Here is an 18,157-nt window from a genome sequence, read left to right on the forward strand (position 1 = left end):
GAGGACGACGCGATGACGACCGCCGACACCGGGACCGCCGACGGCGCGGGCGCCGGCCGCACGCCCTCCGCGGCGGACCCCACCGTGGTGACCGACCACGACCGCGGCATCCACGGCTACCACCACCAGAAGGCCGAGCACCTCAAACGGCTGCGCCGGATCGAGGGCCAGATCCGCGGCCTGCAACGGATGGTCGACGAGGACGTCTACTGCATCGACATACTCACCCAGGTGTCCGCCTCCACGAAGGCGCTCCAGTCCTTCGCGCTGCAACTGCTGGAGGAGCACCTGCGCCACTGCGTCGCGGACGCGGCCCTCAAGGGCGGCTCGGAGATCGACGAGAAGGTCGAGGAGGCGACGCGGGCCATCGGCCGCCTGCTGCGCACCTGAACCCGCCGCCGCTCTCCCCCGCGGCTACGCGTCCCCGGCACTCCGCGGCCGGCCCACCGGACCACGGTCGCGGTCGTCGGCGGCATGCTCGCGGTCGCCGACGGCGTGCTCGCCCCGGGCGCGCTCCTCGGTCACTTTCAGCACCTCGTCGATGCTCTCAAGGCTGAGCCGGTCCTCAAGGGCGGCCGAGGCCGCGATGATCAGGTCTCCGCACAGCTCGATCTCGGCGAGGGCCACGTGGTCCTGAACCGCCGTTCCGCCGACGGGAGCCACGTGCATCACCTCTTCTCTGCCGTACCGGCTTCCTAGAGTAGGGAGCCGCCCACACACCGCGCATGGCACGTAAGGGCTAGTTCTTGCGCCGCCCCGGCCGCCCCGCGCACCTCCGGCGGTACGCCGCGCACCGGGCGCCTCCCCCGTTCTGCCCGGCCGACACCTCGCGCGCCGCCGAGGACCGCGCGCGCCCCGCCCCCGTGGCGTCCCCTCGCCGGTTCACTGCTCGGCGACGCGGCCGGCGTAGATGTCGTCCGCGTCCGGCAGCCGGACCTCCGCCGGGACCCCGAACCCGTAGAGCAGCGTCGTCGACGACACCGCGACGGCCGTCCCGGCCGTCCCCCGGTGCCCGTTCACGAAGCTGAACCGGTGCCGGACCTTGCGCACGCGCCCCCGGTCGTCGAGGTACACGTCGAACGGCACCCGCGCGGTGGCGAACCCTTTCGCCGCCGCGCCCAGCGGCTTCCGGTTGCCCGCGGACGCCTCACCGGCGGCGAGCGCGAGATCGGCGGTCCCCCGGTAGTGCCGCACCGCGACACCGCCCACCTCGGTGCGCCCCTCGAACGTCGCCGCGCGGGTGCCGCGCAGCAACTCGGCGGCGGCGAAGGGGTCGGTGGCGCCGCCGGTCACCAGGTTCCCGTCGGACAGGGTGGCCGTGTCCACCCGCACCCACTTGTCGGCGGGCACGCCCGCGCCCCGGTTCTTCATGAACAGGGCGCCCGGGGCGAGGAGTTCGGTGATCGGACGGTGGGTGGTGACCCCGGCCGGGTCCTGCGGCAGCAGCACCGTCAGCCGGCCGAGCTGCCTGCGGTAGTCGTAGACGCCCCGGCCGCGGATGGTGACCCGCGTCCCGCCGGTGGCCATCTCCATCGACGTGGTGGCCCGCGAGGTGCCCGCCGCCTCCAGGACGTCCGCCGCGTGCCGCAGGGTGCTCACCGGATTCTCCGCCGCGTCGCCCGCGCCCCGCGCGTCCTCGGCGGCGACACCCCTGCCCGCGCACCCGCCGGTCGCGACACAGACACCGACCACGATCCCGGCCGCGACGAGCGCACCCCCGCTCCGCCACCGCTGCCGCCGCCACTCCGTCATCGCCCGCCTGCCCCCAGCCGGTCCCGTCCGCCACTGGCCTACCGTCGCCCCGCATAACGACGGGTAGGTGGCACCGTCACGCACGTCCCGCACGGCTTCGGCGACCTTCACGCCCGATTCACACCCCGTGCCCGCGAAAACGGCCGCGGCCATACGAGCCCTTTACCCGGCGTCTGTACCGTGACGGGGTGGCACAGCAGGACGGATGGGACCCGGCCCAGGACCTCCCGGAACACCGAACGACCATGCGCGAACAGGGACCGTTCTGTTTCGCGACCTGCTCCTGCGGCTGGCGCGGCCCGGCCCGACGAGCCCGCAGCCTGGCCCGCACGGACGCGGAGGGCCACACGACGGGGACGTAGCGGCGCGCGCCCCGGCCCGCACGAACCCGGCCGACGCGACGAGACAGCCGCGAACGCCCACGAACGGGCAACCCCTCACCTCCGCCGGGTCAAGGCGGCAGGGGCCCTCCCCGACACCCCGCCCCGCCCCGCCGACACGAGGCAACGGCCGTACGGGACACTCCGCGAGGTCACGGGGCCCGGGGCACCGGACATGCCCGCCAACCGGCATCCGTCGATGCCTACGACACGGGAACTCGCCCCGGCCCCCCTCCGAGCGGAACCGGCCCGGCCCCGCAACACCGCTCCTCGCCTCCGCAACAGCCCTTCCGAAGCGCCGGGTTGGCGCCCCCGCCAACAACACACCGGCCGCCTCCCAGGTCCCACTCCCCGGGCCTCGCCTGCCGGCCACGACGCCCGCAGCCCAAGACCTCGGCCCCTCGCAGGCCCGCCCCCGTGCCCAACCGGGCGGAACCGACCCCGGACCCGCCCGGCCCACCCCTCCCCAACAGCGCGTCCGGCACCGCCGGTTGGCGCTCCGCCCCGCCGTGCGGAACCCCGTACCCCGCCCGCCCGTCTCCTCCACCGGATACGGGGAACCGGCAACTCGGGGGACCCGGGGCCCCCGGAACCACCAGGGACGCCAGGACCACCAGGGCCGCCGGAACCCCGGGGATCACCCAACTCGCTTGAGGAGCCGGGCACATGGAGCGACGTGCGTTCATCGGATCGGGTGCCGCCGCCCTCACCGCGGCCGCGGCCACGGCCTGCGGCGGGGGAAGTTCCGCCCACACGGCGCGCGCCACCGCCGCCCCCGCGCCGACCGCGAGCCGTCGGGCCGCCGACCCGCCCTCCCCCCGGCCCGCCTCGCGGCCCGCGACCGCCGCGGACTGGAGCGCCCTGGGGCACGGGCTCGACGGGCAGCTGGTGCGGCCCGGCGACACCGGGTGGGACACCGCCCGCCTCCTCTACAACACCCGCTTCGACGGACTGCGCCCGGCCGGCGTCGTCTACGCCGCCCACCCCGACGACGTCCGCACCGCCCTGGCCTACGCCCGCGCCCACGGCATACGCACCGCGATACGCAACGGCGGCCATTCGTACGCCGGTTGGTCCTCCGGGAACGGCCGGCTGGTCGTCGACGTGTCCGCGCTGAACCGCGTCCGCGCCGCCGGCGGCACCGCGGTGGTGGGCGCGGGCGCGAAACTCATCGACGTCTACCGCGCGCTGGCCGCGAAGGGCGCGACCGTACCGGCCGGTTCGTGCCCCACGGTGGGCATCTCGGGGCTCGCCCTCGGCGGCGGCCACGGCGTGGTCTCCCGGGCGTACGGCCTGACCTGCGACCACCTCACCGCCGCCACCCTGATCACCGCCGACGGGCGGCAGCTGACCGCGTCCGCCGACGAACACCCCGATCTCTTCTGGGCGTTGCGGGGCGGCGGCACCGGAACCTTCGGCGTGGTCACGGAGTTGCGGTTCCGCACCCGCCCCGCGCCGCAGGGCGTGACCGGCGAGATGAGCTGGCCGTGGTCGCGGGCCGCCGACGTCGTGCGGGCCTGGCAGGAGTGGGGCCCGGACCAGCCCGACGAGATCTGGTCGGCGCTGCATCTGGCCAACACCGGTACCGGGCCCACCGTTTCGGTCTCCGTGTTCTCCCTCGGCACGTACGGCGAACTCCAGAACGCGGTGGACCGGCTGGCCGACGCGATCGGCGCGTCCGCGCGTTCCGTCACACTGCGCCGCCGCTCGTACGAGGAGGCGATGGAGGTCTACGCGGGCTGCTCGTCCTTCCCCTCCGACGCGCAGTGCCGGCTGCCCGGCGCCACCCCGGGCCGCTCCCCGCAGGGCGCGCTGCACCGCGAGACGTACGCCGCCAAGTCGGACTTCTTCGACCGCCCGGTCCCCGCCGACGGCGTCCGCGCGCTGATCGACCGCGTGAGCCGGGTGTCCGGGGGCTCGGTGAGCGTCGCGCTGACGGCGCTGGGCGGCGCGGTCAACCGGGTCGCTCCCACCGCCACCGCGTTCGTGCACCGCGGCTCGCGGTCGCTGGCGCAGTACATCGCGGCCTGGGACACCCCGGCCGCGAGCGCCCCCGCGCGCGCCTGGCTGACGGCTGCGCACGCCGCGATGCGCCCGTACGCCTCGGGAGCGGCGTACCAGAACTACGCGGATCCCGATCTGACGGACTGGCGGACGGCCTACTACGGCGACGCCGCGCCCCGCCTCGCGAAGCTGAAGCGCCAGTACGACCCGGACCGCGTGTTCAGCTTCCCGCAGGCGTTCTGAGGTCCGGCCCCCGGGGGGTTTCCCGGTACGGCCGGGCCGCCGCCCAAACCCCCGTCCGCCCTGTGCGCGCCCGGCGCTACTCCGAACGGCCGCCCCCGGTGGCCCGGGTGGCGCAGTCGCGGTGCCCTGGGCTCATGGGCATATCGAAGAAGACCCCGCGCGTGGTCGTCGCGACCGCTGCCGCCGCCATGGCGATCACGGTCGGCGCGACCGCCGCCGCCCTGACCGACGACGGCGAGAAACACCCGGACGCCGGCCCGCTCGCCCTCGCCTCGCTGGGCGTCACGGCGGCCGCGGGAGCCGCCGGAGCGGCGCTGCGCCGAGGTGGCGTCAGGCGGCCAGGTCCCGCTCCTCGGAACCGCCCGGCTCCGTCCGCGCCTCCCGCAGCAGGGCCTCCCGCTCGGCCGGGGAGCGACGGCCCGGACGAATCAGCAGACCCGCCCGCTCCGACTGTTCGACAGCCCTCATGACCGGGGTCAGCAGCGCGGACGCGAGCGGCGAGAGCAGCAGGGTCACGGCGGTGCCGAGGGCGAAGCCGCCGATCACGTCGGTGGGGTAGTGCACCCCCATGAAGACGCGGCAGAAGCCCTCGGCGACGGCCAGGCCGATGCCCACCAGACCGATCCGGCGGTGGACGACGAACAGTCCGACGCCGACGGCCATCGTCATCGTCGCGTGGTCGCTGACGAAGGAGAAGTCGGTCTTCCCGGACACCAGGACGTCCAGGCCCTGATGGGCGCGGAAGGGCCGGGGGCGCTGCACGAAACCCCTTATGGGGACGTTGACCAGGACGGCGATCCCGGCCGCGAGCGGCGCCCAGACCAGCCCGGCGAGCGACGCGGCGACGTCCCGCCTGCCCTTCGCGCGCACCGACCACCAGCACCACACCACCAGCAGCACCATGGCGGCGAGCAGTCCGTACTCCCCGACGTACGCCACGGTCCGGTCGAGCCAGCGCGGAGCGTCCTGGGCCAGGCCGTTGATGTCGTACAGCAGGCTGACGTCGGGGTTCGCCCCTGATTCGGCGAGTCCAGCCATCGTGCCGCGGCCCCTTCGTCGTCCGTGTGCGCGCGCACCCTGCGTGCGCCGCTCGTGCCACCCCCGTGGTCGTGGAGCCGGTCCCACCCCGTGCGACTACGTCAACAGGAACGCACGACCCCTGTGTGTACGTTCCACCCTCAACCGAATGATCACTCAGACGTTACCGAAGAGAGATCCGTCGCCGCAGCTCAGGGGAGGGTTGCTACGCTCCGTCACACCGCTGTGGGGAGCGCTTTCGCGCCATCCGCGGTGACCCGCGTGGCGCCGAAGTAGTCCGGTGAGTCGATGGGGTCGAACCGGATCACGGCACCCGTACGGGGCGCGTCGATCATGTAGCCGCCGCCGACGTAGATGCCGACGTGGTGGATCGCACGGGAGTTGGTCAGGTCCTCCGAGAAGAACACCAGGTCGCCGGGGAGCAGTTCGTCGCGGCCGGGGTGCGGGCCGGCGTTGTACTGGTCGTTGGCGACGCGCGGCAGCTCGATCCCGACGCTGTGGTACGCGGCCTGCGTCAGCCCCGAGCAGTCGAAGCGGCCGCTCTGCGCGGCGGTTCCGGTGCCGCCCCAGAGGTAGGGCGTGCCCAGCTTCTTCTGCGCGTACGTGATGGCCGCGGCGGCCTGCTTGCTGGGGTCGAGCCGGGTCACGGGCGCCGCGAAGCTCTGCGACAGCGTCGTGATCGTCTTCACGTAGTTGCGCGTCTCCGCGTACGGCGGCACACCCTTGTACTTGATGACCGCGTAGGCGCCCGCGTTGTACGCGGCGAGCATGTTGTCGGAGACGTTCCCGGGCACGTCCTTGACGTACGAGGCGAGCTGGCAGTCGTACGTCGCGGCCGACGGGATCGCGTCGTTGGGGTCCCACACGTCGCGGTCGCCGTCACCGTCGCCGTCGATCCCGTGCGTGGCCCAGGTGGCCGGGATGAACTGCGCTATCCCCTGCGCGCTCGCGGGGCTCTTCGCGTTCGGGTTGAACCCGCTCTCCTGGTAGAGCTGTGCGGCGAGCAGCGCCGGGTTGATGGCGGAGCAGAGGTTGCCCCACTTCTGCACCAGCGTCGAGTAGGCGGCCGGCACGGCGCCCTTCGCCAGTCCCACGCTGCCCTGTCCGACGCCGTTGACCAGGTTCCCGGCGACGACGTACACCCCGACGACGAGCAGCATCACGAAGCTCAGGCCGAGCCCGACCGCGACACCGCTCGCCATCCACACTTTTCGCACGGCTCAACCCTCCCCCATCCGCGCCCCGTTCAAGGCACCTTTCGGCGCCCACCCACCGACTCGGACCACTTTTCGGCCCATTCGTGGCCGGTCCTCGACGGTCCGTGGCGGATCGGGACCGCGCGACGGCCGCGTACGGACGGACGTATCCACGTGAGGAACCACTCGCGGAACGCCTCACGGAACGACCCCCGGAACGCCTGACAGGCCCTCTTGATGATCCGTCACCTGCGCGGCGGCCCCGCGTCCGCGCCCCCTGACGACGCATCCGGTCCCGTCGCCGCCCCGCCGTCAGCGGGCCCCGGCCTCCGCGACCCGGTACAGCCCGGCCGCCTGCGGCCCGAGCACCACGCTGTACGAGACGTCCGCGGTCGCGCCGCCCCGCTGGTACCCCCCGAGCACGCCCACCACCCTGCCGTCGGCGGTGACCCAGGGGCTGCCGCTGGTGCCGCCGGTGAACCCCGGGCAGTCGATCCGCTGCTGGGTGCGGCTGTGCACGGCGGCCCGCGCCGTGCAGGCGACGGGCACCTCACGGGAGTCGGGATACCCGGTGACGGTGACGGGGTCGGCGCCGGTCTCGGTCCCCGTGACCAGGCGGTTCGCGCCGACGACGTCCTCGATCCCGCCGTCCGCCCGTGCGGCCACCGCCGCGAACCCCACGTCGGCGTCCGCGTCCTCCCCGGAGGTCCACGCGTCGGACAAGTACCGCCGGGTGACCGTCCACACCCCGTACGGGGCCCGTCCGTCCCGGTAGCCGGGCACGAACACGAGGTCGTCCTCGCCGTCCAGGCAGTGCGCGGCGCTGACGATCAGGTCCCGCCCGGGGCTGTGCACGACGGAGGCGGTGCAGAAGTGGCCGCCGGGGAGACGGGCGGCACGGTCCGCGGGGAACAGCGCGCCCACCCGGGCGTGCGGACCGGTCGGCGCGGCCACCGAGGTGACCCCGAACGGCCCGCGCCCGTCGTCGGCCGCGGCGCCCGTGGAACACCCGCCCACCGCGAGCAGCGCCAGTACGGCACCGGCGCCGACGCGGGTCGGCCACCGGCGCCCGGCGCGCGGGGTCCGCAGCATGTGGCCTCCCGGCGGTGCGCGTCACGGGGGAGGTCGCGGGCACCGGCTTCGTCACGCACCGTGCCCCATCGCCCCCAGGGCGTGACATCCACCGTACTGCGCCCCACGGCACACCGCCCGCCGGGAGGAGACCCGGCGGGACGCGACGCGGGAGGCGCCGGGAGCGCGCACCGCGCGGCGCGGGGGCGGGACGGGGCGGGCGCCCGGCACGGAAACACGGGCCATTCGCCTCAACTGGCCGCCAAAACACCCGAGTCGGAACAGCAAGCGGCCAAACCTCCGCTCACAACCTGTGAGTTGGGTCAAGCGCCCACCAGGCACGTTCCATCGAGAGGCCATGGAGGAGTAAGGCGCAGACCCCGTTCGGTAAGGCGGACGTCAGAACTCCGGATACCCCTTGTTTGTCGCGTACCCAACAAGGGATGGTCATGCCGGGCCGCCGCCCTGCCGCCGGGGACACAGCACCGGCGGCATCGCACCCGCACACCCCCCTGTAACACCACCATCAGGAGGATGCACGATGCGCACGACTCCCCCCAACAGACCCCCCACAGCCGGCAACTGGCGCAGGACGCTGTCCGTCGCCACCGCCACCGCCGCGCTTCTGCTCACCGGATTCGGCACCGCGGCCCAGGCCGGCGCCACCCCCACGACGAAGGCCACGACCTCCACCGCGTCCTCCAAAGTGACCTGGACGAAGGCCTGTTCCACCCCGGCCAAGGGTGAGATGGCCTGCAACGCGCTCCGCGTCACCGGCGGCGTCACCGCCTTCTCCCAGGCCAAGGCGGCCGCCGACGGCGTCACGCCGAAGGCCGCCACCGCCGCCACCCCCACCGGCTACGGCCCCACCAACCTCTGGTCCGCCTACGGCCTGACCGCGGCGGCGGCCGCCAACGGCACCGGTGAGACCATCGCGATCGTCGACGCCTACGACGACCCCAACGCCGAGGCCGACCTCGCCAAGTACCGCACCTACTACGGCCTCCCGGCCTGCACCACGGCCAACGGCTGCTTCAAGAAGGTCAGTCAGACCGGCTCGACGACCTCCCTGCCCACGGCCAACGCCAGTTGGGCCGAGGAGGAGTCCCTCGACGTCGACATGGCCAGCGCCATCTGCCCGAAGTGCAAGATCGACCTCGTCGAGGCCAAGTCCGCCACCACGGCGAACCTCGGCACGGCCGTGAACGAGGCCGTCACCCTGGGCGCGAAGTTCGTCTCCAACAGCTACGGCGGCTCGGAGTCCTCCTCCGACAGCTCGTACGACACCGCGTACTTCAACCACCCCGGCGTCGCGATCACCGTGAGCGCAGGCGACGAGGCGTACGGAGCCGAGTACCCGGCGGCGTCCAAGTACGTCACCTCCGTCGGCGGCACCGCCCTCAAGACGTCCTCCACCACGCGCGGCTGGACCGAGACGGTCTGGAAGACCAGCAGCACCGAGGGCACCGGCTCGGGCTGCTCCGCCTACGACGCGAAGCCGACCTGGCAGACGGACACCGGCTGCACCAAGCGCACCATCTCCGACGTGTCGGCCGTCGCCGACCCGGCGACCGGCGTGGCCGTCTACGACTCCTACGGCGTCACGGCCGGCTGGTACACCTTCGGCGGCACCAGCGTCTCCTCGCCGATCATCGCCGGCGTCTACGCGCTGGGCGGCGTCCCGTCGACCGGCTCGTACCCGGCGAAGTTCCCCTACTCCCACACCACGTCGCTCAACGACGTGACGAGCGGCAACAACGGCACCTGCTCCACCGCCTACCTGTGCACCGCCCAGACGGGCTACGACGGCCCCACGGGCCTCGGCACTCCCTCGGGGACCGCGGCCTTCACCGGCTGAGACAGGGCTCCCTGACCGACCGTCATGCCCAAGTGGGGTCGTGGGGACCACACCAGGCAGGACAGGAACGGGCCGCTGCATCCGGCAGCGGCCCGTTTCGCCGTCCCCGTCCACAGGCGTACGCTGCCCGGAAAAACCCTCACTCGGTGCACGCGGCTGTCTCCCCGTCACCCGACCGGCCGTCAGAAACGGTTCCGGGCCCAGAGGGGGTCAACGACGGAACCACACATCAGGTTCCGCACCGGCCTCATTGCCCGGGGTTACCTCCCGTGATACACAGAGTGACGATACGACCCCTCGTATACCGCATCACTCCGTTCCGTGAGGCGGAAGTGGACAGGTGACGATGTGTTCGTACGAAACCGGCCAATCAATGACGCCAAGTCGACATCGACAGGTGCCATCGTCGGCGACAATGAGCTTTGACCTCTGCGCCAAGGCAGGGGGTGCGGAACTACCCGACAGGGGCGGTGACTTACATGCTTCTCGCAGCCGACAAGGGAGACATCAACACCATCATCGGCGGGATCGCTCCGGACTGGGGCCCCTTCGGCAGCCTGGGCAACGAGGCGAAGGTGATGGTCGAGGTGGTGATGGCCGTGGCCATCCTGCTCTGTCTCGGCATCGCCATCTGGGGCGCCGCGAAGCAGCGCATCGGCGCCACCGCCCTGCGTGACACCTTCAGCGCCGAACAGGGCAAGGGCCTCATCATCGCGGGGCTGACCGGGGTCTTCATCATCGGTTCACTCGGCACGCTCTTCACCATCGTGTACGGCATGGCCGTGTAGCCGGGCGCACACCGGCGCACACCCGGCGCTCCACGCACCGTCAGTCCGAACCGTCCGGGCGTGCCCGGTCCCTCCACCCCACCTGCCCGTCGTGCCCACCGGCTGAGGTTGCGTCTCCCTGATGTCCAGTCACCACACCGCGCCCGCACGGGAGCCAGGACGGCTACCGTCGTACTTCTACGCGTTCCGGAAATCCGGACGCCCGTCCGGACCGGTCCGGTACGCGGTGATTCCGCACGACGTCGAGGGGGCGTTCGGCGCATGAGTCTCGGTGACGAGAACGGCTACGGCGATTCCGGCCGCGGCGACACCGGCGGCTACGGCGGCTCGGGCCAGACCCGCACCCGGTATCCCGACCGCGACAGCGACCCCTACGGCAGCCAGCGGCGCGGCGGCAGATCCTCGTCCCGGGGTCTGGTGACGGTCGTCGGCGTGGTGGTGGTCCTGGTCGCCGCGATCGCCTTCGCGAACCGTGGAAGCGACGACTCCGGCTCGGCCTCCGGCGCGGGGGGCTCCGCCCCGAAGGCCTCCACGACGGCCCCCTCGGGCGAGGACCCGGTCAGGTCGACGGACGCGACCGGCATCCCGTCGGGCTTCGCCCACACCCAACAGGGTGCGGAGAGTGCGGCGGCGAACTACGCGGTGGTCCTCGTCTCGGCCGACATCCTCAAGCCCACCAGGCGTGCCGAGATCGTGCGGCAGGTCTTCGCGGCCGACCAGCAGGCCGCCATGACCGCCAAGTTCGACAAGGCCTACTCCGCGCAGTTCCTGAGCGACATCGGCCTGGACACGAACGGCAACCCCACCGGCGAGAGCACCTACGTCTCACGGACCACCCCGGTCGGCACCAAGACGACCGGCTACGCGGACACGGACGCCACCGTCGACGTCTGGTGCACGGGAGTCTTCGGCAGTACCGGCGAGACCTCCACCACCCCGGTGAGCAACGACTGGTTCACGATGACGCTGCATCTGCAGTGGTCGGACGACGACTGGAAGGTCGACGCCTTCTCCCAGAAGGACGGGCCCACACCGGTCAACGGCGACAACCAGGTCTCGTCGTCCGATGTGATCTCGAAGGCTCTCGAGGAGTTCGGAGGCTTCACGTATGCCCGGTAAGTCCCACCGCGTACGCAGGGCCGCCGCCGTCCTGGCCGTCGTGCAGACCTCCGTCGTCCTCCTCGCGACGCGAGCGATGGCAGCACCCTCCCCTTCGCCGTCGGCGTCCGACGACTGCAGTTACATCGTCGGCCCCGCCAAGAAGTACTGCGAAAAAGGCAGCTCCTCCACCGGCGGCTCCACCGGCACGTCGGGCACGACGGACAGCACGCTCGACCCCCTCAACTCCCTCGCGAAGGGCTGTGCCGACGCCGCGTCCTGGACCGTCGACAAGCTCAGCGACGCCGTGAAGGAGACCGCCAACGTCGACTTCACCAACGCCAAGTTCCTCCAGCAGTACGCCGTCGTCTTCGCCGCCTCAACGATCCTGACCCTCGTACTGTGGCTGCTCGCGGTCGCCAAGCGCGCCGTGCGCGGTGTGCCGCTGACCACCGCGATCTCCGAGGCCGTCGGCTTCCTCTGGCTCACCGTGATCGCCTCGGCGTTCACCCCGCTGATCCTCTACACCGTCGTCTCCGCCACCGACGGCGTCACCGACGTGCTGGCCAAGACGACCGGCGACCAGACGGACACCTTCTTCGGCACCTTCTCCGGTGCCCTCGACAAGGGCGACGACGTCGGCGGCGGACCGATCATGCTGATCGTCGTCTCCCTCGTGTCGATCCTCGCCGCCGGCGTCCTGTGGCTCGAACTCGTCATCCGCGCCGCCCTGTTGTACGTCGGCGCGCTGCTCGGCACCGTCGTCTACGCGGGCCTCGTCGACAAGAACCTGTGGGGCCACGTACGCCGCTGGGCGGGCATCATGATCGCCGTGATCATGGTGAAGCCGGTCATCGTGATCGTGCTGGGCCTGGCCGGTGCGCTGTCCACGGACGGCGGGCCGGACTCCTTCTCCGCCGTCGTCTCCGGCCTCGCCATCATCCTGCTCGCCATCTTCGCGAGCGCGATGATCTACCGCTTCGTCCCCGGCTTCGGGGACGAGATCGCCGGCGGGCGCAACAACCGCATCATGCAGGGCGCCGAGAACAAGGCCGCCGCGGTCATCAGCTCCCCGGCGAACATGGTGGCCCAGGGCATCAAGACGCACAGTTCCCGTGCGGACAACAACGGCGGCGGAGGCGGCGGCCAGTCGTCCTCCCCGCCGCGCCCCGCCAACCCCGTGAGCGGCGGCGTCGCCGCGCACAGCTCGCGAGGGTCGAACGGAGGCGGCGGATCTGTCCCCTCCGCCGCACCCCCGCCCCGCCAGGGCAGCCCCATGAACTCGCCCCACGCCGGAAACAACCGCAACAGCAGCTCCAACCGCACGGGAGGTGAAGGGCGTTGACGACCGAGTCCCACGTGTCCCACGTGGTCACGCCCCGCCGTACATATCTGATCGGCCGCGCGCGGCCGAACGCGATCGTCGGACGCAACCGCGAGACGGGCGAGATCGCCCTGATCATCGCGGGCGCGTTCCTCGGCATGATGTGCGGTCTCCTCGTCCCCGTACTGCCCCTGCGCATCGTGCTGCTCACCGGCTTCCCGATGATCGCCCTCGCGGCGGTCTACGTGCCGTACAAGCACCGCACGTTCTACAAGTGGTTCGAGATCAACCGCTCGTACAAGCGCAGCCTCAAGCGCGGCACCGCCTACCGCTCCAGCGTCATGGAGGCCGGCACCGGGCTCGACGGGCGCGAGGTCGAGGTCGGTCCGCCGCCCGGCATCGGCCGGATCAACTGGCTCGCCGCCCCCTTCGGCCCCGACGAGATCGCCGTGCTGCTGCACGCCGACCGCAGGACCGTGACCGCCGCCATCGAGATCGAGGGCCCCGGCGTCGGCCTGCGCGACTCCGAGGACCAGGAGGCCCTGGTCGACCGCTTCGGCACCCTGCTCAAGCACGTGGCCAACGGCGACGGCTTCGTCACCCGCATCCAGATGCTCGCCCGCACCCTGCCGGCCGACCCGGACGCGCACGCCAAGGACGTCGCCCTGCGCGGCGACGACAAGACCCCGGGCTGGCTCCAGCAGTCGTACGACCAGCTCCAGTCGATGGTGTCGACGAGCAGCGAGCAGCACCGGGCCTACCTCGTCGCGTGCATGCAGTTCAACCGCGAACTCTCCGCCGAGGCCCACGCGATGGCCCGCGCCGCCCGTCCGCACGGCGGCCGCAAACTGGACCGCGACGCCGGTCTCGCCATCGTCATGGCCCGCGAGCTGACCGACATCTGCTCGCGCCTCCAGGAGGCCGACATCCGGGTCCGGCAGCCGCTCGGCCAGGGCCGCCTCGCGTCCCTGATCCACTCCATGTACGACCCGGACCACCCGATGGACCACATCCAGGCGATGACGAAGCGCAACGCCTGGCCGGCCGAACTCGACGCCATGGAACCGACGTTCCTCCAGGCGAAGACCCGCGAGTCCACCACCCGCGCCCCCTGGTGCCACGCCACCGCGTGGGTCAAGGAGTGGCCGATGACACCGGTCGGCGTCAACTTCCTCGCCCCGCTGCTCGTGCACACGCCCGACGTCATCCGCACGGTCGCCGTCACGATGGACCTCGAACCCACCGAGATCGCCATCGAGCGCATGCTGACCGAGAAGACCAACGACGTCGCCGACGCCAGCCGCGCCGCCAAGCTGAACCGCACCGTCGACCCCCGCGACGTGGCCGCCAACAGCCGCCTGGACCAGCGCGGCGAGGACCTCGCCAGCGGCGCCGCCGGCGTCAACCTGGTCGGCTACATCACGGTGTCCTCCCGCTCCCCCGAGGCCCTCGCGAGAGACAAGCGCACCATCCGCGCCTCGGCAGGAAAGTCGTACCTGAAGCTGGAGTGGTGCGACCGCGAGCACCACCGCGCGTTCGTGAACACGCTCCCCTTCGCCACCGGCATTCGGAGGTAGGGCTCACATGCGGGATCCGCTGTCCGTCGTCACCGACGCCTTCACCTCGTTCCTCTTCGGAAAGGTGGAGACGACCCGGCTGCCGGTCCGCACCTCGACGGGCCAGGCACAGGCCGTCTACCTGCCGACCGCCGCACCCGGCCTCGGCGACTCCGGCGTCATCATCGGCCGCGAGGTCTACTCCGGCAAGGGCTACATCTACGACCCCTTCCAGCTCTACGGGCAGCAGCTCCCCGCCCCGCACTGGCTGGTCCTCGGCGAGTCCGGCAACGGCAAGTCCGCGCTGGAGAAGACGTACGTCATGCGGCAGTTGCGCTTCCGCGACCGCCAGGTCGTCGTGCTCGACGCACAGGGCGAGGACGGCGTCGGCGAATGGAACCTCATCGCGCAGGAGATGGGGATAACCCCCATCCGCCTCGACCCGGCCGCCGCGCTCGACCACGGCATCCGGCTCAACCCGCTGGACCCGTCGATCACCACGACCGGCCAGCTCGCCCTGCTGCGCACCATCATCGAGGTCGCCCTCGGCCACGGCCTCGACGAACGCTCCGGCTTCGCCCTCAAGGTCGCGCACGCCTACGTCAACGAGACCGTCCTCGACCGGCAGCCCGTCCTGACCGACATCGTCGAGCAACTGCGCCACCCCGAACCGGAGTCGGCCGAGGCGATGAACGTCGCCATAGACGACGTACGGGCCTGGGGCCTGGACGTCGCGCTCGTCCTGGACCGCCTGGTCGACGGCGACCTGCGCGGCATGTTCGACGGCCCCACGACCGTCGGCATCGACCTGGACGCCCCGCTGATCGTCTTCGACCTGTCCCACATCGACCGCAACTCCATCGCCATGCCGATCCTGATGGCGATCGTCGGCGTGTGGCTGGAACACACCTGGATCCGCCCCGACCGGAAGAAGCGCATCTTCCTGGTCGAGGAGGCCTGGCACATCATCAACAGCCCCTTCGTGGCCCAGCTGTTCCAGCGCCTGCTGAAGTTCGGCCGCCGTCTCGGCCTGTCCTTCGTCGCGGTCGTCCACCACCTGTCCGACGTCGTGGACGGCGCCGCCGCCAAGGAGGCCGCGGCGATCCTGAAGATGGCCTCCACCCGGACCATCTACGCCCAGAAGGCAGACGAGGCGAGAGCGACCGGCAAGGTCCTCGGCCTGCCCCGCTGGGCCGTGGAGATCATCCCGACGCTCACGCCGGGCATCGCCGTCTGGGACGTCAACGGCAACGTCCAGGTGGTCAAGCACCTGATCACCGAGACGGAACGTCCCCTGGTCTTCACCGACCGCGCGATGACCGAGTCGTCCGCCGACCGCCTGGCCGACGACGCCCTGCGCGCCGCCGAACTGGAGGCGGAGGAACGCGCGGCGGCCTTCATGGAACAGCACCTGGCCGACCTGGACGACTCCTCCGAGTCGACGGTCGCCTAGCGGAACGGGACAACCGTGAGACCGGACGACGACTACGACGACCGGCGCGCGCGCCGCGGCGGACACGGAGAACGGGCCGGGCGTGGCGACGGACAGGGCATCCCCGACGGCCTGCTCCTCGGCCTGTTCGCCTTCCTCATCGGCATGACCCTGCTGGTCTGGACGGCCACCGGCCTGGCCGGCCTCTTCGCCCACGGCTCCTGGCCCGACGGTGTCACCTTCACCGGCACCCCCAAGGCCATGCGCCACCTCATCGCCGCACCGCACGACGTCACCGGCGCCTGGCCGTCCGCCCCGGCCGGCCGGCTCTCCGGGTACGGGCTGTTCTGGGGCCTGTTCATCGGCCAGTTGATGGTCCTGGTCGTGCTCACCGTGTTCGTGATGGGCACCCTCGCCCGCTGGCGCGCCGGCCGCGCCCGCCGCCGCGCGGCCCGCATCGTGGCGGCGGCCGAGTCGGCCGCCGCCCGCCCCGAGACCGGCCCCGCTCCCGCGCGCCACGAGGTCCCGGTGCCCCGCGCGGCCCCCGCGCCGGAACCGGCGGTACCGGCCGCCGCGCCCGCCTCCGCCCCCGAGACTCCCGCCGCACCGGCGGAGGCGCTCCAGGAGGCCATGGCGGCCGCTCCCGACCCCGTCGTCCAACTCCCCTACGGCAGCGGCCCGCTGGGCACCGGCACGACCGCCACGACGGGCCACCGGGGCCTCCACGTCGCCACGCGCGACGAGCGCCGCACCGTCGCCGCCCAGGCCGTGCGCGGCGCGGAGGGCCCCGCCCTCGTCGTCACCTCCGACCCGGCCCTGTGGACGGAGACGAAGGACGGCCGCGCCAAGCTCGGCCCCGTCCTCCTCTACGACCCCACCCACCTGTGCGACACCCCGGCCCGCCTGCACTGGTCCCCCATCGCCGGCTGCGAGGACAGGCCCACGGCCGCCTCACGCGCGGCAGGGCTCCTCGCCCCGGTCCGCCCGACGGCGAAGATCGACCAGGCGGTCGCCGACACCGCCGAGACCCTGCTGCGCAGTTACCTGCACGCGGCGGCGATCGACGGCCGCACCGTCCGGCACGTCCACCGCTGGTGCCAGGGCAACCAGGTCCAGGAGGCGGTACGGGCGCTGCGCACCAACCCGAAGGCCGCCCCGGGCGCCGCGGGCGAACTGGAGGCGGCCCTCACCGCGCACCCTGAACGACGCGACATAGCGCAGGAGTTGACCACCCGCGCACTGGCCTCCCTGTTCACGCTCAACGTCCGCGAGGCCTGCACACCCAACCGAAGTGATGCCCTGGCCCTGGATTCCCTCGTCGGCGAACGGGGCACGCTTTACGTGGTGGGTGAATCCATTGAGGACCCGAGGGCGAATCCCGGCGCGATGCCCCTCCTGACGGCCCTCGTCTCCAGCGTGGTCGAGCGCGGCCGGCACATGGCCGAACGGTCGTCGTCCGGTCGGCTCGACCCACCACTGACGCTCGTCCTCGACGACGTCGCGGCGGTGGCTCCCCTTCCCCAGCTCCCGGAGCTGCTGGCAACCGGAGCGGACCGGGGCCTGCCGGCCCTGGCCCTGCTCCGGTCCCGGGAGCAGGGTCGCGCCCGCTGGCCCCACCACGAGCTCCCCTTCAACGACTGAGCCCGCCCGCTCCCGCCTCCGTCACGCGGACCCGGACTCCGGCGCCTCGCGCACCGCGTCCCGCGTGATGGCGAACTCCAGCTCCCTGGCGTCCTCCCGGCCGTCCTGACCCTTGAGCGGCACGACGACACCGGTGGCCTGGAACCCGGCCTTCCGGTAGAACCCCTGCGCGTGCGTGTTCTCCTCGTGCACGATGAGCCGCACGCGGTGCAGGCCGGCCTCCCAGGCCCAGTCCAGCGCCGCCGCGAACAGCCGCTCGGTCAGCCCGCGGCCGCGGTACTCCGGCCGTACGTAGACACCGACGATGTGCCCCTGGTCCTGCTCGACGGCGAACCCGGCCCAGTCGGTCGACCCGCCCGCCTCGACCAGCACGGCGGCACTGCCGACCCACTCACCGCCGGGGGCCACGACCACGAACTGCCGTGCGCTGACGCTCTCTTCGGCGGCACCGATGGTCCGCTCCTGCCAGTAGCCGTCCGGCCTGGCGGCGGCGCTGTCGTACGTGTCGACGAACGCGAGGTGCGCGACGGGGTCCTGCAACGCCCGCAGCCGCAGCGCCTTCACGGCCGGCCATTCGTCGGCCCGTATGGAACGGACGGTGTACGTCCCGGTCTCAGTACTCATGACGGCCACGGTAGCCGCCGAAGAATGTCTCCGGAAATGCGAAAGAGCCCCACACCGTACGGTGTGGGGCTCTCCCATAAAAATTGTTCGGCGGCGTCCTACTCTCCCACAGGGTCCCCCCTGCAGTACCATCGGCGCTGAAAGGCTTAGCT

15 protein-coding genes are annotated in these 18,157 nt (G+C 72.3%); 9 read left to right on the forward strand and 6 right to left on the reverse strand.

Going from position 1 to position 18,157, the window contains the following annotated elements:
• The first annotated feature begins 12 nt into the window (after positions 1-12).
• Complete coding sequence (locus ACFZA0_RS14000; RefSeq protein ID WP_391015298.1) at positions 13-390, forward strand: metal-sensing transcriptional repressor; 378 nt, start codon at positions 13-15, stop codon at positions 388-390.
• A gap of 24 nt (positions 391-414) precedes the next feature.
• Here ACFZA0_RS14000 and ACFZA0_RS14005 read toward each other — a convergent pair whose 3' ends face one another.
• Together ACFZA0_RS14005 and ACFZA0_RS14010 are read right to left on the reverse strand one after the other, a co-directional pair.
• Positions 415-669: a hypothetical protein gene (locus ACFZA0_RS14005; protein ID WP_391015300.1), complete on the reverse strand. Its 255-nt coding sequence runs from the start codon at positions 667-669 to the stop codon at positions 415-417.
• Positions 670-882: 213 nt separating this feature from the next.
• Positions 883-1,752: a hypothetical protein gene (locus ACFZA0_RS14010; protein WP_391015302.1), complete on the reverse strand. Its 870-nt coding sequence runs from the start codon at positions 1,750-1,752 to the stop codon at positions 883-885.
• 1,046 nt (positions 1,753-2,798) lie between these two features.
• On the opposite strand from ACFZA0_RS14010, the gene ACFZA0_RS14015 reads away from it, so the two are divergent.
• Positions 2,799-4,379, forward strand: coding sequence for an FAD-binding protein (locus tag ACFZA0_RS14015; RefSeq protein WP_391015305.1), 1,581 nt, complete (start codon positions 2,799-2,801; stop codon positions 4,377-4,379).
• Between the two features lie 330 nt (positions 4,380-4,709).
• On the opposite strand, the gene ACFZA0_RS14020 is transcribed toward ACFZA0_RS14015, so the two are convergent.
• The 3 genes from ACFZA0_RS14020 to ACFZA0_RS14030 all read right to left on the reverse strand — a co-directional run bounded on the left by ACFZA0_RS14020 (position 4,710) and on the right by ACFZA0_RS14030 (position 7,705).
• On the reverse strand, positions 4,710-5,417 hold the full coding sequence (locus ACFZA0_RS14020; RefSeq protein ID WP_391015308.1) for a phosphatase PAP2 family protein: 708 nt from the start codon (positions 5,415-5,417) through the stop codon (positions 4,710-4,712).
• Positions 5,418-5,632: 215 nt separating this feature from the next.
• Positions 5,633-6,619 carry an NlpC/P60 family protein gene (locus ACFZA0_RS14025; protein ID WP_391015392.1) on the reverse strand — a complete coding sequence of 329 codons (987 nt, stop codon included), beginning with the start codon at positions 6,617-6,619 and terminating at the stop codon, positions 5,633-5,635.
• 306 nt (positions 6,620-6,925) lie between these two features.
• Positions 6,926-7,705: a trypsin-like peptidase domain-containing protein gene (locus tag ACFZA0_RS14030; protein ID WP_391015311.1), complete on the reverse strand. Its 780-nt coding sequence runs from the start codon at positions 7,703-7,705 to the stop codon at positions 6,926-6,928.
• A 520-nt stretch (positions 7,706-8,225) separates the two neighbouring features.
• Between ACFZA0_RS14030 and ACFZA0_RS14035 the strand changes: the two genes are divergently transcribed.
• From ACFZA0_RS14035 to ACFZA0_RS14065, 7 genes are all read left to right on the forward strand, one after another.
• A complete protein-coding gene (locus ACFZA0_RS14035; RefSeq protein WP_391015313.1) occupies positions 8,226-9,542 on the forward strand; it encodes a peptidase S8 in 1,317 nt (438 codons plus the stop codon).
• Positions 9,543-10,021: 479 nt separating this feature from the next.
• Positions 10,022-10,330 (forward strand): hypothetical protein, encoded by a 309-nt coding sequence (locus ACFZA0_RS14040; protein WP_391015316.1) that lies wholly within the window; start codon positions 10,022-10,024, stop codon positions 10,328-10,330.
• A 261-nt stretch (positions 10,331-10,591) separates the two neighbouring features.
• Positions 10,592-11,449, forward strand: coding sequence for a hypothetical protein (locus ACFZA0_RS14045; RefSeq protein WP_391015318.1), 858 nt, complete (start codon positions 10,592-10,594; stop codon positions 11,447-11,449).
• On the forward strand, positions 11,439-12,773 hold the full coding sequence (locus tag ACFZA0_RS14050) for a hypothetical protein (RefSeq protein WP_391015320.1): 1,335 nt from the start codon (positions 11,439-11,441) through the stop codon (positions 12,771-12,773). Before ACFZA0_RS14045 ends, ACFZA0_RS14050 begins: the two co-directional genes overlap by 11 nt.
• On the forward strand, positions 12,770-14,329 hold the full coding sequence (locus ACFZA0_RS14055) for an SCO6880 family protein (RefSeq protein WP_391015323.1): 1,560 nt from the start codon (positions 12,770-12,772) through the stop codon (positions 14,327-14,329). Before ACFZA0_RS14050 ends, ACFZA0_RS14055 begins: the two co-directional genes overlap by 4 nt.
• Before the next feature lie 7 nt (positions 14,330-14,336).
• Positions 14,337-15,761: an ATP-binding protein gene (locus ACFZA0_RS14060; protein WP_391015326.1), complete on the forward strand. Its 1,425-nt coding sequence runs from the start codon at positions 14,337-14,339 to the stop codon at positions 15,759-15,761.
• Between the two features lie 15 nt (positions 15,762-15,776).
• Positions 15,777-17,381, forward strand: a complete 1,605-nt coding sequence (locus ACFZA0_RS14065; protein ID WP_391015329.1) for a TraM recognition domain-containing protein — start codon at positions 15,777-15,779, stop codon at positions 17,379-17,381.
• Positions 17,382-17,402: 21 nt separating this feature from the next.
• Here ACFZA0_RS14065 and ACFZA0_RS14070 read toward each other — a convergent pair whose 3' ends face one another.
• Entirely contained in the window at positions 17,403-18,005 is a 603-nt protein-coding gene (locus ACFZA0_RS14070) for a GNAT family N-acetyltransferase (protein ID WP_391015331.1), read from the reverse strand.
• Positions 18,006-18,157 lie beyond the last annotated feature (152 nt).

Source organism: Streptomyces sp. NPDC008150 (genome assembly GCF_042956945.1).
GTDB lineage: Bacteria > Actinomycetota > Actinomycetes > Streptomycetales > Streptomycetaceae > Streptomyces.